This window comes from Hymenobacter humi (assembly GCF_042665855.1).
GTDB classification, from domain to species: domain Bacteria; phylum Bacteroidota; class Bacteroidia; order Cytophagales; family Hymenobacteraceae; genus Hymenobacter; species Hymenobacter humi.
The window spans coordinates 93,744-119,366 of the sequence record NZ_JBHTEK010000004.1 but is presented as its reverse complement, the minus strand read 5'-3'; the positions used below and the strand labels follow the sequence as shown (position 1 = coordinate 119,366).

Sequence of the window (25,623 nt, the reverse complement as noted above, 5' to 3'; positions counted from 1 at the left end):
ATTTATTAGTTCTTACTAATCAATCCGCTGTCCTGATTTCTGTATGAAATACAAAGTTTTTGTTAGTTCGACCATTAATGATTTGATGCAGGAGCGAGTCGCGGCTGAGAAGGCGATTATTTCAGCGCAATGCGAGCCCCGAATGTCCGACAAGACTTTTACGGCAGTGGACGCCAACTCCTTTGATGCGTGCATGACGGAGCTGGAAGAGTCAGACATCTACATTCTCATTCTCGGAGAACGGTATGGCTGGGAATACGAGGGCAAATCAGTCACTGAATGGGAGTACCTCAAGGCCATCGAGCTGAAAAAGCCTCGCATCGTTTTCAACTTAGCCTACATTCGAAATCGAGAGATTAAGCAGAACGAGTTCATCAATCGTGTTGGTGATTTTGATGCCGGCCGTTTTTGGAAAACCGCCAAAGATGTTTTCGAGCCTGCGAGATGAAATCGAAAAAGCACTTCCGCCGCTCGTTGATAAGCTCAACCGTGAGAAGGTCCACCTGACGGAAACGCTCATTTCCAATCTGGTGCCCATTCGTTTTTCTCCTCGTGTCCAGACCGCCCGCATCAACTACAAGCGGGAAGAGATTATTAAGCAGTCAAAAAGCACCGGTTGGAAGCTGTCTTATCGGTCAGGAGAAGCCATTGTGGCGGCCCGCGCAATGGAATTGGCTGCCGGTGATGCCTTCGGCGACAAACACTTTGATTTCCTGGTCAAAGGGGATATTCTCTACACTTTTTCGGATTTGTCGAATGTGTCGAGCCCTTATCGAAAAATCATTGACCTCGGCACAATCGAAGAAATTACGGTAGCCGACCTAACCACAACCCTCGACGGAGAGAATGTCTTTAAATACCTTCTCCGCAACGTGGTGCGTCACAAGCTGGCTTCTCAGAGTGTCGCTTACATGGCCGAAGAGAACTTGTTTTATTTCGGTGGCAAGCCGGTAATGTCGGATGTCTCCATTGGCTGGGGCGATAATAAAAACGCTCAGCGAAACGTCATTACGCAGATTTGGAGCAAGGAGAAACTCGTGGATGGCGAGAAGCAGCTTCCGCACATTGTTTGCTTCCGCCACTTTGCAATGCGTATCACCTTTCCGGTGCTAGGAGGCAAATGGTATGCTTGCATCAATCCCACTTACATCTGCACCAGTGCCAATGGCAATGGCCGCCGCAAAAGCCGGTTTTCAGAACACTACGTGAAAGGCAAGAAGAAGCTGGAAAACAACGATGCCGTCTACCAAAATGTGCGGTGCTGGGCCTGGTACCTTTCGCCGAACTACGGCAGCTTCACGCCCTATCCGCATTTACAGTTCGATTCGGCGGTGACGTTTGACGAAATGCCTTACCTGAGCGACCAAAAATGGCTGCCGCCTAGAAAGGCGGAAGAAAGAAAAGTAAACGCTGAAGGAGAAGAGATAAGCGTTAAGCCTGGCGAAACCTATAGTTTGGGCTTTTAATAGAATTCCTTATGACCAGTCACTTTCTTGCTGAGCCCGAACTGGTGTTTGCCAGCAGCTTACACATTTGCCCAAAAGCGGGCATCAAAAACTTTGGAGTTTACGACCTAGACCAGCTGCGACCAGACACTATCAAGGTGGCGGTCGTTGGCTTGGCCGAAAGCGTAGATAAGGTGGTAGAATGGCTTGACCGGTCCACAATAGCGCTGGGTGGAAAACAGTCCAATCAACCCAACTTGTTTCCCTCCTTTCCCGGCTTTAACCTAGATACTTCTTTTAGCTCCAAAGTCAAATACGACGAGAGCTACATTCGACGCATCAGCAACCGAGTGTTCAACGAAGCCCTTGCAGAGACTGACCACAATATGTTGCTAGACAAGCTTGTTAGCTTGTATTTGGCAGAAATTGAATTCATTGCTAAAAACAAAAAAGCGGACGTTATCCTGTGTGCCCTGCCCGAAAAGCACATTCAAGTCATTCTGAGTAGTGCTGGCAACGACGATGGAAGCGACTCTGCACCAGAGTCAGAGCAGGAACCACCGGCAGCGCCAGTCGACAGTTCTGCCGATGAACCGGATGATGAGGAAGAGGACGATGAAGTAGACAAGAATTTTCGCCATTTGCTGAAGGCACGGGCCATGCAGTACGGCATACCCTTGCAACTCGTGCGGGACCGGATTGGTAAGCCGACGCGGGAGATGCAGGACCCGGCCACCATTGCTTGGAATTTCTTCACCGCGCTCTATTACAAAGCGGGGGAACTCCCTGGGCGTTAGGACGGAAATACGCCAAACCGGTTTGCTTTGCTGGCATCAGCTTTTACAAGTCACTTGACGGGAAGGAGGTGCAAACCAGCGTCGCGCAGATTTTTGATGAAATAGGCAAGGGTGTCATTCTGCGGGGTACACCTGCCCAAATTGATAAGGATGACCGCCAGCCACACCTTGACGAAACCGCAGCCTACCAACTGCTGCTGAATAGTCTGACGGAATACCGGCAAGCAATGGGCACGAGTCCAAGCAGGCTGGTCATCCATAAAACATCTAATTTCAAACCGGCTGAAATGGAGGGGTTTTCCCGAGCAGCAGCGGAATTCAGGATTGACAACCTTGATATGGTGACGATAATGCATACCGACATCAAGCTGATGCGCAAAGGGCAATATCCACCTTTGCGTGGAACGTGCGTGGAATTAGACCCAAAAAACTACTTATTGTACACGAGGGGGTCAGTAGAATACTACAAGACCTATCCCGGAGATTACGTCCCAAGCCCAGTTCTCATTCGGCTGTTTCGCAACGACGAGAACCCGTTGAAAATCTGCGAGGAAATTCTAGGCCTCACGAAAATGAATTGGAACAACACGCAATTCGACCGCAAATGGCCGGTAACCATTGAATGCGCTCGAAAGGTGGGCGACGTGATGAAATACTTACCGGAGAACGTACCGCCTCAAATTAGATACAGCCATTATATGTAACTATAGTTCAAGGCCTAACGGAGTAAGCACGTTATCCCTGAAGCGCACAATAGCCTCCCCTGTTCCATGGTACTGAAAAGGTACTTTGTCGAAATGCTCCCAAGCATCTTGTAGAGCAACCAAGTACTCATCCGTTACTTCTCGGATGCCAAAGTCTGTCCCCTCAGGGAAGGTAAACATCTTTTCAAACCATTCCGTGGCTGTTTTTGATGCTGGGTTGTCCGGATAATCGGAAAATTTGAAATAGGCGTTCAAGACCATATCGAGCATCCTCCGGCGGAAACGCGGCAGGATTTTATCATCGTTCGCCTGGCACAACAAATGGACGCATTTGCCCAAGCATCTTATTGTATCGATTACCCGATGGTCATTGTCTTGGTCCCGGGCAAGTGCAAGCCAATCCGTCATGTTGCTGAATAGCTCATAAATCATCTTATGAGCAAACGAGGGGTATTCTGAGCGTGGCTCATACGTGTTCTCATCCGGCAGCATCTCTACCAACAGGGCCACGAATCGGTCGTAGTAGAACAGCCACATATGATAGCCGTTATCCCTGTAAATCGTTTCCCTCACCATGTAGTTGAAGTAGACGATTGCTATGTATATCTTCTGGCCCCACATTTCAGGCTCCAAGTCATAATCGTGCTCCTGCAGTAGAAACTCCCGCTGGTTTGAATCGTGCTTTAGCGATTTCACAGCTTCGTTACCTATTGAGTACCACACATAGTTTGCTTCCGCCGCTTCAGTATGGGCCAGCAACCCCACTAAAATGGGGATGTCGTATTGCTCTTGAATATCTAAAAGGGAGCTGTTGGAGTCATTAACAATCTTTAGTTCTTCAATCAGGGATTTATTTTTATGAATGAATAACTCTCCAGTGTACAGTTTCGCAAAGTCTTGGTCCGCTGCTCCCTTGGTGCGCATACCGTTAAACGCCTTGGCAAATAACTCCGGGTACTTATTGGCTGCACTTCGAACAAAAGCTTCATTGCTCAGAATGTTGCTGTAAACCCACGCAGCAAAGAGTATACGCTTGGGGGATACCAGCTTCTTGTAGGCGACATCCGCTTCAGTTCGGCGCCTCAAAACGATATCTTTACTACTTTTCTCAGGAACTTTGGACTCTCCTCTTTTAAATCGCTCAATGTCATCAATGTGGTACTTTGCAATGAAGCTAGCGAGCAAATCCACTTCTCCTTCCTTTAAATAAGTCTCATACAGGCTAATGAGGTCTGGCAGTCGGCTTTTTGCAAAAAAGCTAAAGTTAACCTTTACAATGGGGTAGACGATGATGACCAGCGCCAAGATGTAAGCCCATGATTTACTAGGTATTCCTTTTGAAAAAACAAAGACCGATAAGCCTGGAAACCAATTTACCATCAACCAGTCGAACACCATTAGGTAATGGATAACTAGCAGAGCAGTGGCAAATAGAACGAGTTCGGATACAGAGAAAAAAGCAGAACGAATCTCCGTTCTTTGCTTGGGATGATGGCCCATACGGCCAACGCCAAGCTAAGAACGGTCAGGAAATCGGATGGCTGCATACTAGCGTTCGTGAGCTTTTGGACAAGCAAGGCTGACATTCACACCCCGTAAAAAAATCCGGGGATAAATAGCAACGAGAGCAAGCATAGAGAACAAAATCTCCTACCCAAAAAGGCCAACTTGGGAAAGTACCAAAGGTAATTGAAAAGCCGATGAAGGTAAAGCGGCCCGGCTTGATGGCCAGCCTCGATGACCTGAACCGACGCTTCGGCCGGGGCACCGTGCGCGTGGCCTTGGCGGTGCTGCCGCCTGCTTCGGGGGTAGTCCCGTTCGGACACTCTGGGAGGGGAAAGCACAGTGGTGCTCACCGGCCGCGACGTTGACTTCGATTTTGTTCAAGCCTATCCTCTTCGAAAAAAACTGCGGCTGGAAATACCTGAGAAAAGGGTAACTAGCAGCCCATCCAGCGCTGTCAGTTGGCTGGGCCATGGAATAGGAGTGCATTTGTGGAAGCCGACTGTTACCTTCGGCGTCCCACTTTTTTAGGCATGACCTTTTCCGAGCTAATTGAGCAATTTATCCTTCTCCGTTTACAGGTAGCTTACGCTGGTGAGGCCGGTAAGCCCAGTTGGTGGCCAACGGCCTGCCTTACGGCCGGTGCCGCACTGGATTTCAAGGCCTTATTCGCCGATGCTGCACCGGCCGTGGCTTGGCAGCTCAGCAGTCAAGCCGCCTGCCAGGCGCACGACAAATGGCTTTCCGGCATGGATTACCACCTGTTTCGCTTACCCGAGGGTTTGGAAGAAGCCATTTACCACACGGGATTGCAGCTGTCGAACAGCCAAGCGCAGGCATTGCTAGCGCAGAAAGAAGCCTTATTGGCCGCACCGGAAGCGCAGGGCAACCCCGCCACCGGTCCTCATCGCCTGGGTAGTAGTGCCGACTTGCTTACCGGGAATGCCTTGCCCGCGCTACGCGCCTGCTACGCGGCCGCTTTTGCCGAGGGCAGTCAGGTATTTCCTTACTTCACAGCCGCTTAACCCATGAGCCCCGAACCACTGTTCAGTGCTGCGCTCAACAAAGGCCAGGCCCTGCTATCCGAATCCCATCAACTGGCCATTCACTGGCAGCCGGGCGTTACCACCCGCACCCTCATCGACGAGGCCCGTAACACGGGTTACCTGGGCCGGGCCACTGAAAACCGCATTCAGGACCTCGTGCGGGTATTCAGCCGGCGCTACATGCACGGTCAGCCGCTGCCGGCGGCGCACCTGCACCAGCTGGCTAGCGAGCTGCCCGTCACGGGTTTGTTCACGGAGATTTGCCTGATTCATACGGCCGCCGCTCACCCTGAGCTGGATTCGTTTATCCGGGAAGTGTACTGGCCGGCTTACTACGCCGGGCAGCGTGACCTGTCCAAGGATGCCGCCCGCGAATTTTTCGCCGATGCTCAGCAGAAAGGGCGCATTCAGGGCGAATGGTCGGAAGGGTTGCTGGTACGGACGGCCCGCCGGCTGACCGGCACCCTGACCGAGTTTGGCTTGCTGGGGGCTCCCAGCGGCCCGGGCGTGCGCCCGATTCGGCCCTTTCAGCCGCGCTCCGAAACGCTGGTTTACCTGGCCTATTGGTTTCGGGAGCAGGGCCTGGATATGGCCGCCCTGTTAGCGCACTCGCACTGGCAGCTGCTCGGCATTAAGCCAGCCGACGTGCTGCCTACCCTGCGCCGCCTGGCCCTTCACGACTGGTTTACCGTCCTGACGGCCGGCGACCTGCTCCGCCTCGAATGGCATTACCCCACCACTGCCGCCCTCCTCGATGACCTCACTCAACGACGCGTTCACGCAATTGCTTGAAGCGCTGAAAATGCGCTTTCAGACAATCAACCCCACGGGCGCGCCTCAAGTATACTACCTCGTTTTCCCGCCCGACCAGGCGTTGGAAGTGAAGCACCAGCTGCACAAGTGGCGGCGGCGACTTAACGACCAAGGCTTTAAAACCCAGGAATACAGCTTCGCGCGGCAGTTGCCGCGTCTAGCGGCGAAGAACGTGCTGGTCAATAAGTCGCTGGGCCTGGAAGCGAAAAGTCCCATGCCGCCGGCCGCCAAATTCGCGGCCGCTCGCGGCTGCTGCAACAGCTCACGGAGCCGCTGGCGAGAAGCTGGCCGCAGACATCATTAACCGTTTCGGCGGGGCCGGTGATAATTCCGTGCTGCTGCTCACCGACCTGGAGGCCCTGCACCCGGCCGTGCGTATTGGCACGATTGAAAACCAGCTCACCCAGTCGTTTAAGGGGCCCGTCATCGTGTTCTACCCCGGCCAGCGCACCGCCAATATGCCCTCAAGTTTCTGGGCTTTTATCCCGAAGACGGCAACTACCGCTCCACCCATTTCGAGGCCACCGCCCAATGAGTATTCGTAACCTATTCAATCTGACCATCGAGCGGCCCATTGAGCCGGTCGTAAACTATGCCACCAATGCCCAGCGCGAAGAAGCGCTGCACATGGAGGTGCAGGAATACGTAACGACCACGCACATTGAGGACCGCATCGAAAAGCTGCTCTACGCGCTGGAAGATGGGGCCAGCGGCAATCCCAACACGGAAATTGGCATCTGGGTGTCGGGCTTCTACGGCTCGGGCAAAAGCTCCTTTACCAAGTACCTGGGCATGGCCTTGGACACGGACCGGCAGCTGGCGGGCAAGCCCTTCCGCGAGCGGCTGGCCGAGCGCCTCTCGCCGACCCTGCGGCAGCGGCTGCTCACCCTTACCCAGCGCCACCCGGCGGCGGTAGTAATGCTGGATTTGGCCTCGGAAGCCAGTGGTGCCATGCGGCTGGTCCACGAAGAGCTGTACCGCAAGGTGCTGCAGTGGGCTGGCTTTTCCAGCGAAGCCCGCACCCGCGACCTGGAGCTGCGCTTGATGCGCGACGGCAAGCTGGACGCCTTCAAAAGCCGCGCCCAGGAAGAAGCGGGTACGCCGTGGGAAGAACTCCGCGACGACCCATACTTCGGTATTCAGGTGGCCTCGTCGCTCGCGCACGAGTTTTATCCTCAGCAGTTTCCGACACCCGACACGCTGGCTAACACGGCCGAGCTACAGGTAGAGCGCGGCCTGGACGAGGACGTGGCCACCATGCTGGCGCTGGTCCGGAAAAAGACGGGCTACCAGAACGTCATCTTCGTCATCGACGAAGTGGGTCAGTACGTGGCCCCGGTCGATGACCGCATTACGATGCTGCAAGGGCTGGCCGAAGCCCTCAAGCGCCAGGGCCACGCGATTTTGCTGGTTACGGCCCAACAGACGCTGACCAACGACAACCCCGACGCGGCGCTGAACTCGGCCAAGCTCACGAAGCTGCTGGCTCGCTTTCCGATGCAGTTGGAGCTAAAGTCCGGCGACATCAGCCACATTATCACCGAGCGCCTGCTAAAGAAGAATGCCGCCGGCACCACGGCGCTGTACCAGCTTTTTGACCAAGTTGGCCAAAGCCTGCAGCACGCTACCCGCCTGCACGACGTGAGTGTGCTGCGCCTGCCGGAGTTCAGCCGCGACAAGTTTGCGGATTTGTATCCCTTCCTGCCGCAGCACTTTGAGTTGATGCTGCGCCTGCTGAGCCGCCTTGCCACCAAGCACGGCGGCCTGGGGTTACGCTCGGCGCTGAAACTCACGCAGGATATGCTGCTGGACCGGGCCACAGGCACTGCGGTGGCTGATTTCGAGTTGGGCCGGCTTATCACCCTGGCCGACTTCTACCGGGTGCTGACGCTGGAAATCGGCCGCTCGCTTGGCTACCTGACGGCCGCCGTTGACCGGGCCCGACAGGTATTCGGGGCCGACTCGCTGGCGGCGGAAGCCGCGGCCGCGGTGGCCGTGCTGCAAATCATTGAGGAGGTAGTGCCCGTCACGTTTGCCAACGTGGCGGCCCTGCTCCAACCCGACGCCCGCCAGCTGCGCACCCCGGCGCAAGTGAAGCAGGCACTTGAGCAACTCATTGACCACGAGAAGCTGCCATTTGCCTTGCTCAACGACCAGGTGCGCATCCTGAGCGAAGAGGTGAAGGAGCTGGAAACGCTGCGTAATTCCTATCTCCCCAACGCGACCGAACGGCTGGCGCTGGAGCACGAGGCTATTCGGGAATTGCTGCCCGATACCACCCGGCGGACCATGCTGGGGGCAACCGCGCCGTAACGGCAGGCCTGAGCCTGGTATCCCGGCGGGGAAAGCTTAACGCCAGTAGCGGCCGGGGCCGACCCCATTCAGGTAGTCGTTACGCTGTTTGACCCCAGCGAGTATCAGGAGCAGTTGCGACACCTCGCGCCGCGCACCACCGACCCCCAGGAACGCCAGCGGCTCTACATCTGCGGCCAAATGCCCGCCAAGTGGCACGACGAGATTCGGGACTTGTTCCGGGCGCGCGAGATTGTGCGCCTCAACCACCCGTCAACGCTGAAGGGTGATGAGGCCCAGTACGTGCGCACGCAGCAGGACCTGTCCCGCCGTCTGCTCGACACTCTGGGCCGCCAACTGCGTCAGAGCCTGGAGAATGGCTCTTTCGTGTTTCGGGGCCAGCAGGTGGCCTCGCGCAACGAAGCTCCCACTTTGCCGGCGGCCCTCAATCGCCGGCTGAAAGAAGTTGCGGAACTGGTTTATGAGAAGTATTCGCTGGCGGGTCAGCCAGCCGCTACGGATACCGCCGCCGTGTTTTTGCAGGCGCGGGACCTAACTGCCCTCCCCCAAAGCGACCCACTGCGCCTGGCCGATGCCAACGGAGCAGTTCGGCTCGACCATGCAGCCCTCGTAGCCCTGTCGGACCATTTGAAGCTGCATCACCAGATGGATGGCCGGCCCTTGCTCGACCATTTTGCTGCCCCGCCCTACGGCTGGTCGAAGGACACTACCCGCTATCTGGTGGCGGCGCTGCTGCGCGATGGGCGCGTGAAACTTCGCACCAATGGGCAAGAAGTGAGTGGTACCAGCGTGGAGGCCCGGGCTGCCATCAGCAACACCAACGGCTTCAACCGCGTGGCCCTGCGCCTGGCCGATGGGGTGCCTTCGGCCGACCTGCGCGATAAAGCGGCCCACCGCCTGGAAAGCCTGACCGGCGACACGGTGTCGCCGACCCTGAGCAGCATCAGCCGGGTGGCGCGGGAGTTCTTCCCCGCCAAGCGGAATGCCTTGGCCGGGCTACCCAGCCGCTTGCGGGCCGTGCAGGTACCGGGCCCGGAACGGGCCGAGGAGGTGCTTACGCAGCTTAATGACTTGCTGGCCGGCGACGATGCCGAAGTCATCAGCCGCCTTGGCGACCCCGATAATCAGCTGGTGGCCAACTTAAACTGGGCCGACAACCTGAATCGTCAATTGAATCAGGGGCTGGAAGGGACACTACGCGACCTGGTGCCAATGCGCGACCGGCTGGGCCGCCTGCCAGAGCTGGCCGCGCTCACCGAGCTGCGCCGGGCCACGGCCGAGCCGCTGGCACAGCTGGCGGAATTGCTCACTCACGACACGTTTGGGGGCCGGGTAGCGGAGCTGACCACGGCCCACCAGCACCTGCGCGAAGCCTTGAAGGCGGGGGTGCAGGCGCTGGCCCAACACCAGACGCGCCAGCTCGCGCTTGCGGGCAAGGAGCTACAGGAAATGTATTCCTGGAACTGGCTGGACGTTGAAAACCAAACGGCCATCAGCGACGCCCTGACCGCGCTGGAACAGCCCTACACGCAGGCCCGGCAGGGCTCCCTCAGCGACCTGGACGAGCTGCTCAACCACGGGCAAACGGTGGAAGAGCACCTGCGCGGATTGCGCCACCGTGTCAGTACGGCCCAGCCGCCGGCCCCGGAGCCCGATGATGCCCAGGAAGACTCGGGTACCACGCCTAGCTACGCGCCGGTGCGCCTGCGCCGCCGCCTTACCTCTACCGCCGACCTGGACGGCCTGATTGCCCGGCTCCAACAGTTGCGCAGCGCCCTGGTGGCGGGCCAGTCGGTGGACCTGGATTTCGAAGATTAAGCCATGACTCCCGCCGAACGCTCCCTGCTCCGCCTTTTCGTATCGGATGCCCGGTCTGCCCTCTACCGCGACTTTGAGCAGCAGCTGCCAGCTTACGGCATCTTCTTTCAGCTCGCGGTAGGCGCGGCCGGGGCCCTGCCGGCCTATACCAACCTGCACCTGACGGCCCCCGCCGACCTGCCCAATGCCGACCGGGCCACCCGGGCGCTGGCGGCCCGTCTGCAGGAACGGTTGCAGTACCTGGCCACCACGCTGCCCGGCACCGCGCCCCAGCCTGGCCAGCGCATTGCCGCGCCTGTTGTTAGAGCAGGCCTACACTTTTCTCAACCGCCTGACGGCGTTGCGACTGGCCGAGGAGCGCGAAATCGTGATGGAGTGCCTGCGCCGGGGACAGCAGTCAGAAGGCTTTGTGGAGCTTTTCTCCATATACACCGACCGGGCTTACGACACGGGCGATGCCCGGTACGCAGCATTCGTGCGGGCCAACTTCGACCGGATGGCACGTGAGCTGCCGGGGCTGTTCGGGGCTTACTCGCCCTACGGGCTGCTGTGGCCGCGCCAAGCTGCCTTCGATACGGTGCTGGCCCACCTGCGCCGGCCCGAGCTAGCCTTCGCCTGGGATGCCGACGAAACCCTGGGCTGGCTGTACCAATACTTCAACTCGGACGCGGAGCGCCAGGAAATGCGCGCCCGCAGCCGCGCCCCGCGCACCAGCCGCGAGATGGCCGTGCGCAACCAGTTTTTCACCCCGCGCTACGTGGTGGAATTTCTGACTGACAACACACTGGGCCGGCGCTGGCTGGACGTGGCCGGCACTTCGGAAGCCCTGCTCGCCCGCTGCCGCTACCTGACGCTGAAAGCGGAAACGTTGCCGACCGCTGCCCCTGCCGAAGCACCGGCCCCGGCCGCTGCCACCCCTGAGCGCCGGGCCGCACCCGCGCTGAACGAGGAGCCGGAGCCCTTCGCTCTGCCCGACCCTCGGCGCTGCGCGTGCTCGACCCTGCCTGCGGCTCGATGCACTTCGGGCTGTATGCCTACGACGTGTTCGAGACGATTTACCTCGATGCCTGGGACCGCCTGCCCGCAGCTACGGTGCTCACCGATGTGCGGGCGGCCCTGGCGGCGGAGTTTCCGGACGATGCGGACGCCCGCCGCAAGGCTTTTCAGGCGCGGGTACCGGGCCTGATTATGGCCCACAACCTGCACGGCATCGACATCGACCCGCGCGCCATTCAGGTGGCGGGGCTCACACTGTGGCTGCGGGCGCACCGCTCCTGGCAGCGCCTGAAGGTGCGGGCCGCGCTGCGGCCGCGTATTCAGGAAGCCCGCCTGGTGTGGGCGGAGCCCCTGGCCGACGGCGATTTGCTGGCTGGCTTCGCCCGCACGCTGCGCAGTGAAATACTACCCGGCCAGACCAAGCCGCTGGCCCCGGCCGAGGCGCAGGTGCTGGGCGACTTGCTGCGGAGCGTGGCCCACCACACCCGTCTGGTGGGCGAAGCCGGCTGGCTGATACCTCTGGAACGCGAGCTGGCCAGCCTGATTGAAACGGCCCGGCAGCAATGGCAGGACGCCCGGGCGGCCGTGGCGAAAGCGACGCAGACCGATATGTTCAGAGGCGCGCCCGCCCAGCAACTCACCATGCCCCTGGAAGCGCTGGGGAAAGTGCGCCGCAAGGCCTTTTTCGCGGAGGCCGAAGACCTGTTACTAGTGGCCCTAACACTCTACGCGGAGCAGGCTGCCGGCCCGGATGCCTACCAACGCCAGCTGTTTGCCGCTGATGCCGCCCGGACCCTGGCGTTGGTGGATTTGTGCCGCCTGCGCTACGATGTGGTGCTGATGAATCCGCCTTTTGGAGCAGCGGCTGATGCTAGCAAAACTTATCTGGATAGGAATTACCCAAGTGCCAAAATGGACATCTTTGCCATGTTCGTTGACCGTGCTTTACGGAGACTCCGACCTGGCGGGTTTGTAGGCATAATATCTTCACGCACAGGGCTATTCATTTCGTCCTTCAAGATTTTCCGCGAGCAGGTTCTACTGCGGCATCATTTACCATTAGTAGCCGATTTAGGCGGTGAAGTACTAGATGCTACTGTAGAAACAGCTGCTTACGTAATACAACAAGCTCAACCATCACCTCAACCAACAACTTTTCTTCGCTTACTAAATGTGCCTGGCGAAGAAAAAGCAGAGGCATTATTCGATGGTTTACAGAACGAAGATTCGGAATACAGATTTGATATTCCGACTGCTGAGTTCGAAGTAATTCCTGGCCAATCACTGGCTTACTGGGCCACTAAACCCATAAGACAGAAATTCACCGATTCTGCATTTAATCTAACTGGCGGCGCTGTAAAACAGGGTTTAGAAACGGCGAATAACTTCCGGTTTCTCCGGCTGTGGTGGGAGAAGTCCCCCAAATATGGTTGGTTTCCCTTGACTAAAGGCGGCTCCTATTATCCATTTTACTCTGACATATACTTATCCATTAACTGGATAGACCAAGGTCGAGAGTTGAAAGCCTGGGCAGCTCCACTATACGGAAATTCCGGGTGGTCAAGGATTATAAAATCTGTAAGCTATTACTTCACTCCTGGCCTTACCTATCCAAGGAGAACCCATACTCTTTGTCCACAAGCTATGCCAGCGGGTGGAATAATTAGCGCAAGGGGTTCTGGAATATATCCTTTCCCCCTGAAGGCCGCAGTAGTACCGAACAAAATCTTCTCAACTTGGCTGTACTTGCTTCTCAGCCTTTTGACTATATGCTGAAGATGGGTTTAGGGTTCTCAGCGCGTCCTCAATTCGATGGCGGAGCTATTAACCGGACACCATTTCCAGCCTCGTTGCTACTACCCGCAACTACGGTAGTAGCAGATGAACTTATGGCACTCGCTCAACGCGGCCATGCTGTGCAGCGCGCCCGGGAGTTTTCTCGCGAAACCTCGCTCCACTTCCGTTTGCCGGCCCTGCTGCTGCCTGCTTCGCTGGCGGGGCCTGCTGACACGGAAAGCCTGCCGGAAGAATTGGCTGGTATCGCCGTTTTCCTACCAAACGAGGAAACTACTACCCTGGCCGAAGCCGCCGCGGCTGAAGCTGCCCGCACTGATGCTCGCCGGCAGGAAGTCGAATCTATCCAGTCGGAAATAAACGACCGGGTGTATGCTGCTTATGGCTTCGGCCCGGCCGACCGCGCGGCCATTCAGCAATTCTATGCCGCCCCCAGCAGCTCCGACGAGGAGGAAGCCGATGAGGACGAGGAAGATGATTCGCTCGCTGCCGGCAGCCCCGCTGATACTGCTTTTGCCCTCTGGCAATGGCTGATGGGGGCCGCCTTCGGCCGCTGGGACGTGCGGCTAGCCCTGCACCCCGAGCAGCTGCCTGCTCCCGCTGGTCCCTTCGAGGCCTTGCCCGCGGCTCCTCCCGGTGCGCTGCGTCGCCCCGGCAGCGGCAAGCTGGTTACCAACCCCAGCGAACTGGTGAGTGAGCAAGACGCTGAAATGGGTGTTACCACCCCAGACTATGCCGTGCCAGTGGCTTGGGATGGCTTGCTGCCCCTCGATGCCGACCATCCGCACGACATCGTTCGCCAGCTGCGGCTGCTGCTGACCACCCTGCGCCCCGGCACGGCCGCGGCCCTCGAAACCGAAAGCCGCACCCTGCTGGCTTCGCCGCGGGCCGACCTCACCGGCTGGCTAAGCGAGTGGCTCGCCAAGGGCGGGGCCGGCGGTTTCTTCGCCCGGCACCTGGCCACGTACTCGCGCTCCAAGCGAGAAGCTCCGCTGTACTGGCCGCTGCAAGCGCCCGGCACCAGCTACGTGCTGTGGCTGTACGCCCCGCGCCTGAGCCGCGAAACGCTGTACGCAGCCATCAACGACTACCTGGAGCCCCGCCGCACCCGCGCCCGCGACGAACTACGCCAGCTCACCGAGCTACTTGGCGGCCCGGCCCCGGCCAACGCCCGCGAGGCTCGGCAGCAAGAGCAGCGCCGGGAGCTGCTTACGCAGCTCGTAGCCGGCCTCACGCAGTTCATCGACCACCTGAGCGGCGTGCTGGAAAACACCGGTTTCCAGCCGCACCCCGATGATGGGGCCGTTATCAGCGCCTGTATGCTGGCCGAGCTGTTTGCCCTGCCGGCTTGGCGGCGCAAGCTGGAGCAGCACCGGGCCAAGCTTCACGCCGGCGACTACGATTGGAGCCACCTTGCCCATGGCCTCTACCCGCAGCGAGTGCGCGAAAAAGCCCGCCTCGACCGCTCCATTGCCATCGCCCACGGCCTGGAAGACCTCTACGAAGGCCCCATGACCAACCTGGCGGGGGCGGCCGTCGAAGTCGAAGAAGAAGCCGAAAACAACTAGATTAAACTACCCAGCGCCAGCAAGCTTACCGCTTGCCAGTGCCCTCCGCTCAACCCATGGCTGCTATCCGCTCCTTTATCCAACGCCAGATTCAGCAAAAGCTGTCGCGGAAGCGCTGCGTAGTGGTGTATGACCCCTTGCAGCTCTACGACGAGCCTGGTGACAGAGCTGGCTGGCCCGCCCGAAGCGCCCACGGCGGTGGTGGTGAAGGCGCTGCCCGGCCCCACCGATGCCCTGCTCCACGCCTGGGATGCCTGGGCTGACTTGGGCGCTTCTCCGCCCGGCCCGCCCCTGGTAATCTATGTGGCCGTGGCCTCGCCCCAGGGCGAAGCGGCCCAGCGCGTGGACCCTTCTGGGCCTTGGCGGTGGCCAGCGACACGTTTGGCCACCACGACTACGAGCTATACGAACAACTGGCCCGTCAGCACTATGCTGACTACCTGCCGCAGCTCAACGAGCTGTTTGCTGCCCCGCAACCGCCCCCTTTCGCGGTGCTCGACAACCTGGGCGGCGGGGAGAAATGGCCCCGCCTGAGCCACTACTTCCAGGGCCGGGAGTCACGGGCCGAACTGTTGCTGGGGCTGATGATTCCGCGCACGGACAGCGACGCCCGCCTGCAGGCCTCCGGCGACTGGCTGCCCGAAGCCCTGCGCCTCACCGAAGTAGCGCTTGGGATTTCACTGAGCGAAGGCACGCTGCCCACGCTGCCCACGCTGCCCACGCTGCGCCGCAAGCTTTGGCAGTTGGTGCTGCTGGGCGAGTTCGTGATGGATTTACGCTGCCCACTGCCCTCGGCCCTGACTGGGGTGGAGCGCGCCGCTGACTCGGCCCGCGACCTAGTGCTGCGCCTCGCTCCCGAGCTGCGCCAGCAGGCCTATTCCACCGAATACCTGGAGCAGGCCCGCCAGCTGGCCGAGCAGTTGAACCTGGCCAGCTACTTCGGCCCGCATGACGACCTAGGCGAGCGGCTCACGTTCGGCTTTGAAGACCTGACCCTGCTGGGACAGGTACTCAGCGCCATCCGGGCCGGCGACCTGCCGGGCGCGGCCGACAAGCTGCGCCTGCAGCACAGCTCGGTGTGGCGCGACCAGGAGCGGCCCGCTGGGAAGTGGCCGCCGCTGGCCTCACGCTGCACCAGGCCGTGGCTGCCACCCGCGCCTATCTGCAAGCCGAGCCCCCAACTGACTTAACCCGGCTAATCGCGGCCTATGTGGGTCCGCTACACGCCCCGGACGCGGCGCAGCGCCGCTTTGAAATGGCCGTGGGAGCCTACCTGCACTCCTCCGAAGCACCGGTGTCAGCGGCCGGCCGCGCTGCCGATGGTCGGCCTGACCTCGATGCGTTTATTGTGGAGTGCCGCGCCCTGCACGCAACCCTTGCCGGGGAGCTACAGCAGCGCCTGCTCACCGCCGTGGAAGCGCATGGCTGGCCCGCAACCGGCGTACTGGCAGCCCGGGAAGTGACCAGCCAGCTGGTGCAGCCAACATTGCAGCAGGGCGGCCGGCGCATCGCCTACTTTCTGGTCGATGCGTTGCGCTTCGAGCCTGGCGCAGGAGCTATCTGCGCTGCTTTCTGAGCAGGGGGCTACGGTGACTACCCAAGCCTACTGCGCCCAGCTGCCCACCAGCACGCCCATTGGCATGTCGGTGCTGCTGCCCCACGATGGTCACTGGACCCTGGCGGCCGCGGCCGATGACAAAGTGGAGCCGCAGGCGGGCCAGCCCTACACGGCGGTGCCAACGGCGGCCACACGGGACCAATTTTGGGAGCGGAAATTTGGGGACCGGGTGCGGGTTTTCACCCAGGAAGAATGGCTGGCCAGTCCAACGGTACCGGATGCCGTGGGCCTGCTCGTCATCCGCTCGTCCGACCTGGACCAGGCGGGGGAGAACAATGGCATAGCGGGCTTGGAGCAATTTCCTAGGGCCTTGCGGGCCGTGCGGCGGGCCGTGCTGGCGGCCGGGGCCGCCGGTTTCCGCGAGGTCGTGATTGCCACCGACCACGGCTTTGTCTTGCAGCCCACGCCCAACGACGGCGCCCTGGTGCCCACGCCACCCGGCGAGTGGGCCATGAAGAAAGTGCGCAGCCTGCTCGGCCGGGGCCTGGACGATACGCCCGGTACGGTGCGCCTGGAAACCAAGCAGGTTGGTATTCCGGGGCCGTGGCCGCACTTCGTAGTGCCGCGCTCGCTGGGCAGCTTCACCAGGGGCCGCACCTACGCCCATGAGGGATTGTCGCTGGCCGAAGTAGTGTTGCCCGCCTTGCGGGTGCAGCTGCCGGCCCCCAACCGGCCGGCGCAACGCACGCGCCTGTTCCTGCGCTACGCCAAGACGGCCGTGACCACCCGTCAGCCTATGATTACGGCCGAGGCGGTGGCCGGCGACCAGCTCTACGATGAGTCGCCGCCCGTGGAGTTTCGCATCACCGTGCTGGGCTCCGAGGGGCAGGTAGTGGGCCAGCTAGGCTCCCACAGCACCGTGGTCGATATCCCTGGTCAACTCGTGCGCCTGCCGGCCGGGGAGTTGGCCCGCCTGCCCATTCGCCTGAACGAAGCGTACGAGGGGCCGTTTATCATCCGGGCTTCCGACCCTGACACCCAGGTGGAGCTGTTCAGCTTGCCCCTACAGACGCAGTATGAACTATAATGGCCCCGATGCGCTGGACGCGAAGCTGAACGAGCATTTCAGCGGCAAAGCCGTACGCAAGGATTTGCTGCACCAGATTAAGAAAAGCACCAACGTTCCCTCGTTCGTGCTGGAATTTCTGCTGGCCCGCTACTGCGCTACCGACGACCCCGAAGAAGTGGAAGCCGGTATGCTGGCCGTAGTCGAAACCCTCAGCCGCCAGTACGTGCGCCCCGACGAAGCCAATAAGGCACAGTCGCTGGTGCAGCAGCAGGGCTCGCACCGCTTCATCGACAAAATCCACGTGCGCTACCAGGAACGGGAGCGAAAGCACTGGGCCACGATGGAGAACTTCAACTCCCAGCGCATTGCCATTCCCGAGCAGTTTTACAGCCAGAACGAGCGGCTGCTGGAAGGGGGCGTATGGGCCGAAGTAAAAGTGGCCCGCAACGAAACCGACGACGCCTACGCCTTTTACATCGAGGAGCTGCGCCCCGTTCAAATGGCCCGCTTCGACTTCGATACCTACTGCCAGGGCCGCCAGGCCTTCAGTCGCGACGAGTGGCTGGACGTGCTCATGCGCACTATTGGCCTGGACCCGGCCCGCTTCAGCTTCCGGCTGAAGCTGCACTACCTGACCCGCCTGATTGGCTTCGTCGAGTCGAATTACAATTTCATTGAACTCGGGCCCCGCGGCACGGGCAAGTCCTTTGCCTTTAGCGAGTTTTCCCCTACGGCACGCTTATTAGCGGGGGCAGGCCAGCACGGCCACGCTGTTCTACAACCTATCGCGCCGCACCGTAGGCCTGGTGGGCTACTGGGATATTATTGGCTTTGATGAGGTAGGAGGTATCCGCATCAAAGACCAGAATACCATCCAGATTATGAAGGACTACATGGCCAACGGGCGCTTCTCACGGGGCGCGGAGGTCATTGCCGATGCTTCCTTCGCCTTCGTGGGCAATATTGACCACTCCATCGAGCAGCTGGTCAACTCGCCCCAACACACCCTCTTCTTAACGCTGCCCGACAATTTTGACCTAGCCGTGCAGGACCGCCTGCATTACTTCCTGCCCGGTTGGGAGATGCCCAAAAACAGTTCTTCTTACCTCACTGGCCAGTACGGCCTGATTACGGACTATCTGGCCGAGGCCCTGCACTACCTTAAGAAGAAAGTTAACAAGTACCCAACCATCAACAGCCGCATCCGACTGGGTAATGCCGTTGAGGGCCGCGACGAGCAAGCCATCAAGAAAACCGTGGCCGGCCTGCTCAAGCTCCTCCACCCCGCCGATGAGCCAACGGATGCCCAATTTGACGAGTACGTGGCCTATGCCGTCGAGGGCCGCCGCCGGGTGAAAGAGCAGATGAACAAGCAGAAGCCGGATGATGAGTTTGCCCGTATCAATCTGAGCTACGTGCGCCGGCAGGATGACCGGGAAGAGGTTATTTTCTGCCCCGAATCCGCTCATGTTGTTCAGGCAGCATCTGCTAATGTTCCTCTTCCCCGCCAACCTATACCGGCCCCAGCGACGCCATCAGTAGCATCGAGCATCCCTGGCGTTACTGCTTCCGAGGTGTTACCTGAAAAGACAGTGCGCATCTTGTTCGGCGATACGGGTCATAGCTACGAAACCCTTTTTGGTTCTTATCTGGCGGGCGCCACCACCGTTACCCTAACCGAGCCTTATGTTCGCACCACCCACCAACTGGGCAATCTGGTTCGCTTCTGCGAACTGCTGACCCGCGTGGGCGACTGCCGCGAATTAGTTCTGGTGACTGGTCAGCCCGAAACCGAAGAACAGCACGCCGAAGTCAAAAAAGCCCTTGAAGACCTGAAATGGAGTCTGAAAGACTTTGGAATTCAATTCAGCTTCTCCTTTAGTGCCACCCTCCATGACCGGGAGATGCGCCTGAGCAATGGGTGGATAATCCGCTCTGGCCGCGGCCTGGACCTTTATCAGAAGCCTGAAAACTGGTTTAGCGTCGGGGTAAACGACTTTGCCTATCGCCCCTGCCTGGAAACCACCGTGGTATTCCAGCTAGCTTCTACCAATTAGCTATGATTCGCTATCGTTTTGTTGAAATACCCTTTCAAGGGCATACCATCCGCTACGTGCGCGAAAGCCGCAAGACCACCGATGCCAACGGCCACGCTTTCGAGCGACGGCCCAAAGGTTGGAACGATGACCGGGTGGAGGAGTTGATAGCGGGCCTGGAGCACGATTCGGGTGTGATAGTAATTGTCGACCGCGTGCTGAGCCACGTCGCTAGTCTACAATACCCGGATGTCGTAAAAGCCTTTTTGCAGCAGTATGGCCGTCTGACCGAGCTGGACCAACCATGGCAGTACACTGCCTATCGCATGCCTACTCCCGTAACCATCCAGTACAAAGACATAAAATGGCGGAGCCTGACGGTGCGCCTGATTCATATCCTGAATGAGCCGGCTCCGTGGCCAGTCTTCTTCGGAAACGGCACCGTGCCTGGCCTCGACCCTAATCACGATGCAGCCACTGCTATTACAGCAGAAGTGAATGAGCTTTTTCAAAACGATGAGGTGAAACCCTACATCGAATCGACCCGCTTTTACTTTGAGTACAGCGAAGGATTAGAAGACTTCAAAGCCTACGACTTTGATGAAGACCCAGCGCCGACCACCACAATTACCCTCAAAGCGGGGTTTCGCTAAGTTTCAACTGCTGCTAGCCCAAATAGCTGATTGTCTGCTAGCCGTGCGAGCATTTAAAAGCGCTTGCTGGAAGTAGAGGGAGCCATGCAGAGCTTATCAGCCATGTTTTTCTGCTTGGTTCTCCGCTTTTTCGAAGGTTCTTGATGGTGTTATGCAGTGTCATAATGTGGCTTTTCAACAAAGGAGCAGAGCCACGAGCAAACCGCAGAAAATATTCTTTTATTTTACCTCTGTACTTTCCCACGACGTGAGAGGAATGCGTGACTAGGTAAAAGGCGGTAGCGAACCAGTAGGCCCTGTTCTAATCCGGCTGTGTATCGGTAATGCTTACGCTCATTTCATACCGCTCGGCCTCAGCCGGTGCGCCACTGGGTGGGGTAATCACCACCTCGTAGCGGTCGGTGCTGTACTCAGTATAGATGCGGTTTTGGGCCGCTACTACGGCTTCATCAGAACTTGCCGCGCCCGTTACGGTAACGCTGGTAGTATGAGAGCCTGGGCCGGGACTATCAAAGAATACTTCCATCGTAGGAGAACAAAAGGGAGAAAAATAATGACATTGACATGCGACAAGTGCGCCCATATGGGCTTAGGCTTTTATTCTGATACCATTGGCCCTGCTGACTATCTAGAGGGTAAAACAACGGCGGACATTTGGATTGTAGGGCTTAATCCAAAACATGATATTGGCCACGTTGAGCAACGAACTCCCGCCGAGTTCGCGGATTTCGACCCGGATTGCCATCCCTACTTCTGGGATTTCAGAAAAGTCTCCCCGGCTCTGTATGCCAATTGGAAAAGCCAAAACAGTCGCATCGCTCATACGGACTTGGTAAAATGCTTCTCTCCTAGCTTTCCGGCCGTCGTGTTAGTCAATGGCTCTCCAAGAGAAGTTAACAGTAAGCAAGTAGTGAAGAATTGCAGCACGCATCTACTAGAACAGATTCGCCGGTTTAGGCCCAAAGTGATAATCTGTAATGGTGCCCCGGTATGTTACACCGTCATGGGGTTCTTTCCTCCTAATAACGCAGCGCAGACCAATCGTGCTACCTCTTACAAGTACGAACTAGACTTGGGGAATGACACGAAGCATTCCTTTTGGCTCGTGCTCTCGGGCTTCATCGGAAGGATAGACGACTGGAACAAAAGAAGGCTAGGGGTTGAGATTGAGGGAATACTGGCGAGTGAAGGAATTGAGCTGCATTCGGGCACAAGCAGCTACTCATAACCTTTGAGAAAGGCAAGCTGCTCGTGGAAGGCAGCCAGCGCCTCGGCCGTTGGCAGCACAAAGCGATGAGTTTTGCTACCTGGGGGTACTGAAGCAATCCGGTTGGTAAGGCAAGAGATTTAAGTACCCGTTGTAGAAAGCGGGGCTGCGGACCTTTCAGGGTGTTGTTTTTCAGGCCGACAACATTGGTATAGGTTAGCTGCTGCGCGTCACAAAAGGACTTTACGTTCCCGCTGCCAAGCATTTTCAAGCGGCCCTGGGCATAGAGTAGGGCATCCTCGTAGGGCACCGATAAACGCAGGTCCGGCAGGGTGAGCGGGGCTACTTCTTGCCGGCGTTCTTCTTTTTCCATGCTTTATAGTTCTTAATCATTTCGGCGCACGTCGCCGCGTCGGTAGCCTTCGCCTCGTCCTCGGTTACACCTGGCTTAAACTTAGCTTTTACCTCCCCGTCGGAAACGTACAGGCCCCACTCGTTTTTGCCGATGGTGTACTTACCCACGGTAGCCAGTACGTTCCGGGCGGCTTGCTCCTGGGCCTGGATGATGAGTTGCACGGCCTGGGCCAAGGTGACCGTTGCGGCCTCAATACCGGAAGGCACTTTGAAAAATTTGTCGTTCCACCTCACGTAAACGGCTTTGTCCTCTTTCTGACTCTGGCCCACCACTACCGGCTTGGCCTGGTGCTGGCCCAACTCGCGGGGGCCAACTGCCGGCGCTGGGTAATGATGGCCTGGGCCTGGGCCTCGCTTAGCGTGGCATGGCTTACGCCTTCGGGAATGTTATAGTATTTCTCGGCATGGAGAATATAGAGGCCGTTTTTGCCGGTCTCAATCAGCATTTCCGAACCTTCAAACTGGCCGGCGAGTCGCTTTTGCAGTTCGGCCCGGTCCGGGGTGAGTTGGTCGGCAGCGGCTACCCATCCAAGTAGGTTCTGGTCGAACATGGGCACAAACTGCTGGTAAGTCTGCGTCCCTGCGGCGATTTTATCAAAGATGGCTTCGCAGCCAGCCGTGAACTTATAGTCCATCACCTTCGGGAAATTCTTCTCTAGGAACTCGGTTACTTCGGTGCCGGTGGCCGTGGGCAACAGCTTATCCTTGTCCGCGCCTAGCGTTTCGCTTTTCTGGCTGGTAGTTACTTGGCCCTTCGCCCAAGTGAGTAACTGGCTAGTGAGTTTCTTGCCGGCGACGCTGCCGGTGTCGATGTACTTCCGGGCGAAAATTGTTCGCAGGATGGACGCATAGGTACTCGGCCGGCCAATCCCCTGCTTTTCCAAATCGGCTACAATGGTGGCCTCGTTGTAGCGTTTTGGCGGGCGGGCGTAGCTCTGGCGGGCCTCCACCTTTACGATGCTCAGGGCCTGGCCCTGCACCACCGGGTTTTTCAGCGTGGCCTCGTCCTCGTCGGCTCCTTCCTCGGCCTCGTCCTCGGCATCCTGGTACACGGCCAGATAACCGGCGCGGGTCTGAGTGCGCGTCGAGCCTGGTGTAGGTGTCGGCGGCATCAGCCGCTGGAGCTAAGGTTATCGTGGTCTGGTCGAACTGCGCGGCCATCATCTGCGAAGCCAAAGCGCGGGTATAAATCAGCCGGTAAAGCGCCTGCTCGTCGGGCGTGTCGCCGGCCGTGGCATTTTCCCAATGCGTCGGCCGGATGGCTTCGTGGGCTTCCTGGGCGTTGTCCTTATTTTTCCACTGGCGGGGCTGGTGCTGGTCGGCTCCGAACTGCGATGTTATCTGCACCTGGGCCTGCTGCATAGCTTCCTCGCCAAGATTCACGCTGTCGGTGCGGATATAGGTAATGTGGCCTTCCTCGAACAGCTTCTGGGCTAAATCAGAAACCTTCTGCACCTTAAATTTCAGCTTTTTAACGCCTTCCTGTTGAAGTGTCGAGGTACTGAAAGGCGGCTGGGGCTGCCGTTCCACCGGCTTCTTTTCGACGCTCAGCACGGTAAAGCTTGCGTTGCGGCCGACTTGCTGCAAGTACGCCTGGGCGGCATCGAGGGCGGCGAAGGGCTCGGCCGTGCGACGGGCCTTCAACTGCTCGCCCTGGGCGGTTTGTAAGGTGGCCGAAACGGGCACCGTGAACTTGTCAAGGAACTGCGTTATCTGGCGCTCCCGTTCGACGATGAGGCGCACGGCCACGGACTGCACCCGGCCGGCCGATAAGCCAGCAGCCAGTTTGCGGTTCAGCACCGGGCTAATGGTGAAGCCCACCAGTCTATCTACGGCCCGTCGACCCTCTTGCGCGTGGACCAACTGCATATCTACCGTGCTGGGGGAAGCCAGCGCGGCTTTGATGGCTTTCTCGGTAATTTCCTGGAAGGAAACCCGCTTGGTGGTGCGCGGGTCGAGGTTGAGCACTTCGCAAAGGTGAAAGGCGATGGCCTCCCCTCCCGGTCGGGGTCGGTGGCCAGGTACACACCCTGGGGGCCGGCCACTTTTGCCAGGCGGCGCAAGTTGGCCACCACGTCTTTCTTGTCGTCACTGATTACGTACTTCAGCGCGTGGCCGTGCTCCCGGTCAATGCCAATATCACCCCCGCCCACTGGCAGGTCCCGGATATGACCCACGGACGCGGCTACTTCATAATCTCCCCGGCAAAACCCTTGATTTTCTTAATCTTATTGGGGCTCTCTACAATGATTAGTTTCATAGCTTCTTGATGGTAGAGGAAACAGCCGCCCACTGCTCTGGTAGCCAGTGGGGGAAAGACAGATGCAGTACGTAGCCGAAGCCAAGGGCACAGCTTACCAGCAGCAGCAGCATTAGTTGCTCTATGCGTCTGGTAAAAGCCGATTGTTTTTCTACGGCTCGGGTCAGCTCGTCGCGGTGGTGGCTGGACACGCTCAACTTCAATTCGGCGCGGATAAGGCCGGCTGAGTTTTCAACCAGCTGCGCTAGCAGTTGCTCAGGTGGTTTGGTACGAAGCTTCATGTGGTACTGACCCTAGCGCGAAATGAAAGGCGGCGGCGGAAACTGGGCTTGTATCCAATCCCCAAAAAGCCACGCTAGGCTGAACATTACGGCGGTTCCTCCGATAATGATTGTGGCCACTACCCGGTTGTAGTGCGTCTGTTTTTGGGCTAGCTGCGGGAGGGCCTGGCGTAACAGCTCGTCGCCGCGCCGGCAGGCCGCATAGAGCGCCTGGCTTAGTGGGTCAGTAGCAATAGGGAGCGGGGGTGCAGGCCGACGCTGCCGGCGACGGGGAGCGTACTTCATGCCGGGTGGGATAATGCGCGCCACTGCTGCGCGGGAGCCTCGCCGTTGCTCGCCTGCTGCACCAGCGCGTCTACGTCCTCGGGTTTGAGCATATCCCGGCGCGGCCCCAAAAACCGTATTCCGTCGAACAAGTCCCGCTCCCCGCTGACAAAGCGCACCACGTAGACGTTTTCATAATTGCCGGTGTAGGCGTAGCGCGTAAGCAGGGTAAGTTCCTGCGGGTCGATGCCGTACTCCTGGCAAATTTTGGCGGCAAGCGTTGCCTGGCACTGAATAAGGCCGGTCGGGTTGCCTTCCAATTCAGTTGCTACGGCCCATCCCTGGGCGGGGTGAACTACTAACTCGCAGCGCGTCGGCTGCTGCTTAATGTCGTCGTATAGATGGAATGGCAGGGCATGGGTAACGCCGGCCAGCGTGGATAAGCTGTTCATTGGAAAGGTAGTTGTGGGATGGGGTGCGGTATCAGGGGCGGCGCACTAGCCAGCCCTGGCGCTGGAAGTCCTCGCGCAGCTCGTCGGCCGACGTGTCCTCCCCGAACAGTTGCAGCCACTCGGCTACGGTGGCCAGGTCGGGGGCCTCGGCCAAAAATCGTTCGGGGTATCGAGCGCGTTAGCCGCGGCAAGGCGCTGTTCCGGGTCGGGGTAGCGTAGCAGCAGTTCGGCCATTTGATAGAGCATGGCCAAGATGCCGGTGGACGCTTGCATGAGGGGAACTGGTTACGCCTTGCGGCTGGTGCTGCCGAAGGGCCGGCCGACGTGGGCCGTGGGTACTTCGGCGGGGGATTCTGCATCTGGTAGCGAGCCAGCTTGAACACGGTTTCCAAGTCAAGGCCGCTCAGTTCGGCCAGGCGCTGCAATTCATCAAGTGAAGCGGTTCCGGGCTTTTCCATCCGTAGGGCAATGGTACGCGGCGCTACCTGCCATTGCTCTGAAACAACCTTACGGCTGCCCAACGAGTGAATCAGTTCGGCCAGCGTGGTGCACGTCGTGGCAGTGACTGTTTCGGGGCGTGGCAAGGGCTTTACCTGGACGGTTAGCGGTGCTTCGGCGGGCGGTGTAGGGGT

General features: G+C 58.7%; 28 protein-coding genes and 4 pseudogenes. 22 read left to right on the top strand and 10 right to left on the bottom strand.

All coding sequences use genetic code 11. The features are described 5' to 3' along the window. The first annotated feature begins 43 nt into the window (after positions 1-43). The 4 genes from ACFQT0_RS28580 to ACFQT0_RS28565 are packed head-to-tail and all read left to right on the top strand — an operon-like array spanning position 44 to position 2,946. Positions 44-448 carry a DUF4062 domain-containing protein gene (locus tag ACFQT0_RS28580; RefSeq protein WP_380206457.1) on the top strand — a complete coding sequence of 135 codons (405 nt, stop codon included), beginning with the start codon at positions 44-46 and terminating at the stop codon, positions 446-448. Then, positions 384-1,466, top strand: a complete 1,083-nt coding sequence (locus ACFQT0_RS28575) for a hypothetical protein (protein ID WP_380206689.1) — start codon at positions 384-386, stop codon at positions 1,464-1,466. The genes ACFQT0_RS28580 and ACFQT0_RS28575 overlap by 65 nt, the downstream gene beginning before the upstream one ends. 11 nt (positions 1,467-1,477) lie before the next feature. After that, positions 1,478-2,242, top strand: coding sequence for a hypothetical protein (locus ACFQT0_RS28570; protein ID WP_380206687.1), 765 nt, complete (start codon positions 1,478-1,480; stop codon positions 2,240-2,242). Continuing rightward, positions 2,188-2,946 carry an argonaute/piwi family protein gene (locus ACFQT0_RS28565; RefSeq protein WP_380206685.1) on the top strand — a complete coding sequence of 253 codons (759 nt, stop codon included), beginning with the start codon at positions 2,188-2,190 and terminating at the stop codon, positions 2,944-2,946. The genes ACFQT0_RS28570 and ACFQT0_RS28565 overlap by 55 nt, the downstream gene beginning before the upstream one ends. On the opposite strand, the gene ACFQT0_RS28560 is transcribed toward ACFQT0_RS28565, so the two are convergent. Next, a complete protein-coding gene (locus tag ACFQT0_RS28560; protein WP_380206683.1) occupies positions 2,947-4,446 on the bottom strand; it encodes a hypothetical protein in 1,500 nt (499 codons plus the stop codon). 200 nt (positions 4,447-4,646) lie between these two features. On the opposite strand from ACFQT0_RS28560, the gene ACFQT0_RS28555 reads away from it, so the two are divergent. From ACFQT0_RS28555 to ACFQT0_RS28475, 17 genes and pseudogenes are all read left to right on the top strand, one after another. After that, on the top strand, positions 4,647-4,817 hold the full coding sequence (locus ACFQT0_RS28555) for a DUF4113 domain-containing protein (protein ID WP_380206681.1): 171 nt from the start codon (positions 4,647-4,649) through the stop codon (positions 4,815-4,817). A gap of 165 nt (positions 4,818-4,982) precedes the next feature. Continuing rightward, the gene (locus ACFQT0_RS28550; protein ID WP_380206679.1) at positions 4,983-5,474 is read left to right on the top strand and encodes a BrxE family protein; all 492 of its coding nucleotides are present in this window, start codon (positions 4,983-4,985) and stop codon (positions 5,472-5,474) included. 3 nt (positions 5,475-5,477) lie between these two features. Next, on the top strand, positions 5,478-6,287 hold the full coding sequence (locus ACFQT0_RS28545; protein ID WP_380206677.1) for a BrxA family protein: 810 nt from the start codon (positions 5,478-5,480) through the stop codon (positions 6,285-6,287). Positions 6,288-6,297: 10 nt separating this feature from the next. Then, positions 6,298-6,612 (top strand): hypothetical protein, encoded by a 315-nt coding sequence (locus ACFQT0_RS28540; RefSeq protein WP_380206675.1) that lies wholly within the window; start codon positions 6,298-6,300, stop codon positions 6,610-6,612. 28 nt (positions 6,613-6,640) lie between these two features. Further along, complete coding sequence (locus ACFQT0_RS28535; RefSeq protein ID WP_380206674.1) at positions 6,641-6,853, top strand: hypothetical protein; 213 nt, start codon at positions 6,641-6,643, stop codon at positions 6,851-6,853. Continuing rightward, a complete protein-coding gene (gene brxC, locus ACFQT0_RS28530; RefSeq protein ID WP_380206672.1) occupies positions 6,840-8,621 on the top strand; it encodes a BREX system P-loop protein BrxC in 1,782 nt (593 codons plus the stop codon). Before ACFQT0_RS28535 ends, brxC begins: the two co-directional genes overlap by 14 nt. A gap of 114 nt (positions 8,622-8,735) precedes the next feature. Beyond that, positions 8,736-10,439 (top strand): hypothetical protein, encoded by a 1,704-nt coding sequence (locus ACFQT0_RS28525; protein WP_380206670.1) that lies wholly within the window; start codon positions 8,736-8,738, stop codon positions 10,437-10,439. Positions 10,440-10,725: 286 nt separating this feature from the next. Continuing rightward, a complete protein-coding gene (locus ACFQT0_RS28520; protein ID WP_380206668.1) occupies positions 10,726-11,625 on the top strand; it encodes a hypothetical protein in 900 nt (299 codons plus the stop codon). Between the two features lie 2 nt (positions 11,626-11,627). After that, entirely contained in the window at positions 11,628-13,211 is a 1,584-nt protein-coding gene (locus tag ACFQT0_RS28515; RefSeq protein ID WP_380206750.1) for an Eco57I restriction-modification methylase domain-containing protein, read from the top strand. A gap of 113 nt (positions 13,212-13,324) precedes the next feature. Beyond that, a complete protein-coding gene (locus ACFQT0_RS28510) occupies positions 13,325-14,797 on the top strand; it encodes a hypothetical protein (protein ID WP_380206667.1) in 1,473 nt (490 codons plus the stop codon). A 159-nt stretch (positions 14,798-14,956) separates the two neighbouring features. Next, the gene (locus tag ACFQT0_RS28505) at positions 14,957-15,331 is read left to right on the top strand and encodes a hypothetical protein (RefSeq protein WP_380206665.1); all 375 of its coding nucleotides are present in this window, start codon (positions 14,957-14,959) and stop codon (positions 15,329-15,331) included. Further along, positions 15,289-15,987 (top strand): hypothetical protein, encoded by a 699-nt coding sequence (locus ACFQT0_RS28500; RefSeq protein ID WP_380206663.1) that lies wholly within the window; start codon positions 15,289-15,291, stop codon positions 15,985-15,987. Before ACFQT0_RS28505 ends, ACFQT0_RS28500 begins: the two co-directional genes overlap by 43 nt. Next, positions 15,939-16,373 (top strand): hypothetical protein, encoded by a 435-nt coding sequence (locus ACFQT0_RS28495; RefSeq protein WP_380206661.1) that lies wholly within the window; start codon positions 15,939-15,941, stop codon positions 16,371-16,373. Before ACFQT0_RS28500 ends, ACFQT0_RS28495 begins: the two co-directional genes overlap by 49 nt. Further along, complete coding sequence (locus ACFQT0_RS28490) at positions 16,324-17,442, top strand: hypothetical protein (protein ID WP_380206659.1); 1,119 nt, start codon at positions 16,324-16,326, stop codon at positions 17,440-17,442. Before ACFQT0_RS28495 ends, ACFQT0_RS28490 begins: the two co-directional genes overlap by 50 nt. After that, positions 17,432-18,770, top strand: a pseudogene (gene brxL / locus ACFQT0_RS28485) (BREX system Lon protease-like protein BrxL); the annotation flags it as partial. The gene ACFQT0_RS28490 and the pseudogene brxL, both read left to right, overlap by 11 nt. A gap of 18 nt (positions 18,771-18,788) precedes the next feature. Then, positions 18,789-19,481, top strand: coding sequence for an MIT C-terminal domain-containing protein (locus ACFQT0_RS28480; RefSeq protein ID WP_380206748.1), 693 nt, complete (start codon positions 18,789-18,791; stop codon positions 19,479-19,481). 2 nt (positions 19,482-19,483) lie between these two features. Beyond that, positions 19,484-20,113, top strand: a complete 630-nt coding sequence (locus ACFQT0_RS28475; RefSeq protein ID WP_380206657.1) for a hypothetical protein — start codon at positions 19,484-19,486, stop codon at positions 20,111-20,113. Positions 20,114-20,414: 301 nt separating this feature from the next. Here ACFQT0_RS28475 and ACFQT0_RS28470 read toward each other — a convergent pair whose 3' ends face one another. Beyond that, positions 20,415-20,639 (bottom strand): hypothetical protein, encoded by a 225-nt coding sequence (locus tag ACFQT0_RS28470; protein ID WP_380206753.1) that lies wholly within the window; start codon positions 20,637-20,639, stop codon positions 20,415-20,417. On the opposite strand from ACFQT0_RS28470, the gene ACFQT0_RS28465 reads away from it, so the two are divergent. After that, complete coding sequence (locus tag ACFQT0_RS28465; protein ID WP_380206747.1) at positions 20,601-21,341, top strand: uracil-DNA glycosylase family protein; 741 nt, start codon at positions 20,601-20,603, stop codon at positions 21,339-21,341. The two genes, ACFQT0_RS28470 and ACFQT0_RS28465, sit on opposite strands and share 39 nt — an antisense overlap. A 321-nt stretch (positions 21,342-21,662) precedes the next feature. On the opposite strand, the gene ACFQT0_RS28460 is transcribed toward ACFQT0_RS28465, so the two are convergent. From ACFQT0_RS28460 to ACFQT0_RS28425, 8 genes and pseudogenes are all read right to left on the bottom strand, one after another. Next, positions 21,663-22,034 carry a topoisomerase C-terminal repeat-containing protein gene (locus ACFQT0_RS28460; protein WP_380206655.1) on the bottom strand — a complete coding sequence of 124 codons (372 nt, stop codon included), beginning with the start codon at positions 22,032-22,034 and terminating at the stop codon, positions 21,663-21,665. After that, complete coding sequence (locus ACFQT0_RS28455; RefSeq protein WP_380206746.1) at positions 22,007-22,429, bottom strand: topoisomerase C-terminal repeat-containing protein; 423 nt, start codon at positions 22,427-22,429, stop codon at positions 22,007-22,009. Before ACFQT0_RS28455 ends, ACFQT0_RS28460 begins: the two co-directional genes overlap by 28 nt. A 168-nt stretch (positions 22,430-22,597) precedes the next feature. Further along, a pseudogene (locus ACFQT0_RS28450) lies at positions 22,598-22,846 on the bottom strand (DNA topoisomerase); the annotation flags it as partial. A 22-nt stretch (positions 22,847-22,868) separates the two neighbouring features. After that, positions 22,869-23,603: pseudogene (locus ACFQT0_RS28445) on the bottom strand (DNA topoisomerase); the annotation flags it as partial. Positions 23,604-23,605: 2 nt separating this feature from the next. After that, positions 23,606-23,926: pseudogene (locus ACFQT0_RS28440) on the bottom strand (toprim domain-containing protein); the annotation flags it as partial. A 64-nt stretch (positions 23,927-23,990) separates the two neighbouring features. Then, on the bottom strand, positions 23,991-24,275 hold the full coding sequence (locus ACFQT0_RS28435) for a hypothetical protein (RefSeq protein WP_380206654.1): 285 nt from the start codon (positions 24,273-24,275) through the stop codon (positions 23,991-23,993). A 281-nt stretch (positions 24,276-24,556) separates the two neighbouring features. Next, positions 24,557-24,991, bottom strand: coding sequence for a hypothetical protein (locus tag ACFQT0_RS28430; RefSeq protein WP_380206652.1), 435 nt, complete (start codon positions 24,989-24,991; stop codon positions 24,557-24,559). Between the two features lie 31 nt (positions 24,992-25,022). Continuing rightward, a complete protein-coding gene (locus ACFQT0_RS28425; protein WP_380206650.1) occupies positions 25,023-25,145 on the bottom strand; it encodes a hypothetical protein in 123 nt (40 codons plus the stop codon). Positions 25,146-25,623 lie beyond the last annotated feature (478 nt).

Excerpts from the sequence above, each read along its gene's own strand:
- ACFQT0_RS28510 (WP_380206667.1), top strand. The coding sequence starts at position 13,325 with ATGGCACTCGCTCAACGCGGCCATGCTGTGCAGCGCGCCCGGGAGTTT.
- ACFQT0_RS28540 (WP_380206675.1), top strand. The coding sequence starts at position 6,298 with ATGCGCTTTCAGACAATCAACCCCACGGGCGCGCCTCAAGTATACTAC.
- brxC (WP_380206672.1), top strand. The coding sequence starts at position 6,840 with ATGAGTATTCGTAACCTATTCAATCTGACCATCGAGCGGCCCATTGAG.
- ACFQT0_RS28550 (WP_380206679.1), top strand. The coding sequence starts at position 4,983 with ATGACCTTTTCCGAGCTAATTGAGCAATTTATCCTTCTCCGTTTACAG.
- ACFQT0_RS28435 (WP_380206654.1), bottom strand. The coding sequence starts at position 24,275 with ATGAAGCTTCGTACCAAACCACCTGAGCAACTGCTAGCGCAGCTGGTT.
- ACFQT0_RS28480 (WP_380206748.1), top strand. The coding sequence starts at position 18,789 with ATGAACAAGCAGAAGCCGGATGATGAGTTTGCCCGTATCAATCTGAGC.
- ACFQT0_RS28430 (WP_380206652.1), bottom strand. The coding sequence starts at position 24,991 with ATGAACAGCTTATCCACGCTGGCCGGCGTTACCCATGCCCTGCCATTC.
- ACFQT0_RS28490 (WP_380206659.1), top strand. The coding sequence starts at position 16,324 with ATGCGTTGCGCTTCGAGCCTGGCGCAGGAGCTATCTGCGCTGCTTTCT.
- ACFQT0_RS28580 (WP_380206457.1), top strand. The coding sequence starts at position 44 with ATGAAATACAAAGTTTTTGTTAGTTCGACCATTAATGATTTGATGCAG.
- ACFQT0_RS28570 (WP_380206687.1), top strand. The coding sequence starts at position 1,478 with ATGACCAGTCACTTTCTTGCTGAGCCCGAACTGGTGTTTGCCAGCAGC.
- ACFQT0_RS28555 (WP_380206681.1), top strand. The coding sequence starts at position 4,647 with ATGAAGGTAAAGCGGCCCGGCTTGATGGCCAGCCTCGATGACCTGAAC.
- ACFQT0_RS28470 (WP_380206753.1), bottom strand. The coding sequence starts at position 20,639 with ATGGAAGTATTCTTTGATAGTCCCGGCCCAGGCTCTCATACTACCAGC.
- ACFQT0_RS28465 (WP_380206747.1), top strand. The coding sequence starts at position 20,601 with ATGAGAGCCTGGGCCGGGACTATCAAAGAATACTTCCATCGTAGGAGA.
- ACFQT0_RS28515 (WP_380206750.1), top strand. The coding sequence starts at position 11,628 with ATGGCCCACAACCTGCACGGCATCGACATCGACCCGCGCGCCATTCAG.
- ACFQT0_RS28545 (WP_380206677.1), top strand. The coding sequence starts at position 5,478 with ATGAGCCCCGAACCACTGTTCAGTGCTGCGCTCAACAAAGGCCAGGCC.
- ACFQT0_RS28560 (WP_380206683.1), bottom strand. The coding sequence starts at position 4,446 with ATGGGCCATCATCCCAAGCAAAGAACGGAGATTCGTTCTGCTTTTTTC.
- ACFQT0_RS28475 (WP_380206657.1), top strand. The coding sequence starts at position 19,484 with ATGATTCGCTATCGTTTTGTTGAAATACCCTTTCAAGGGCATACCATC.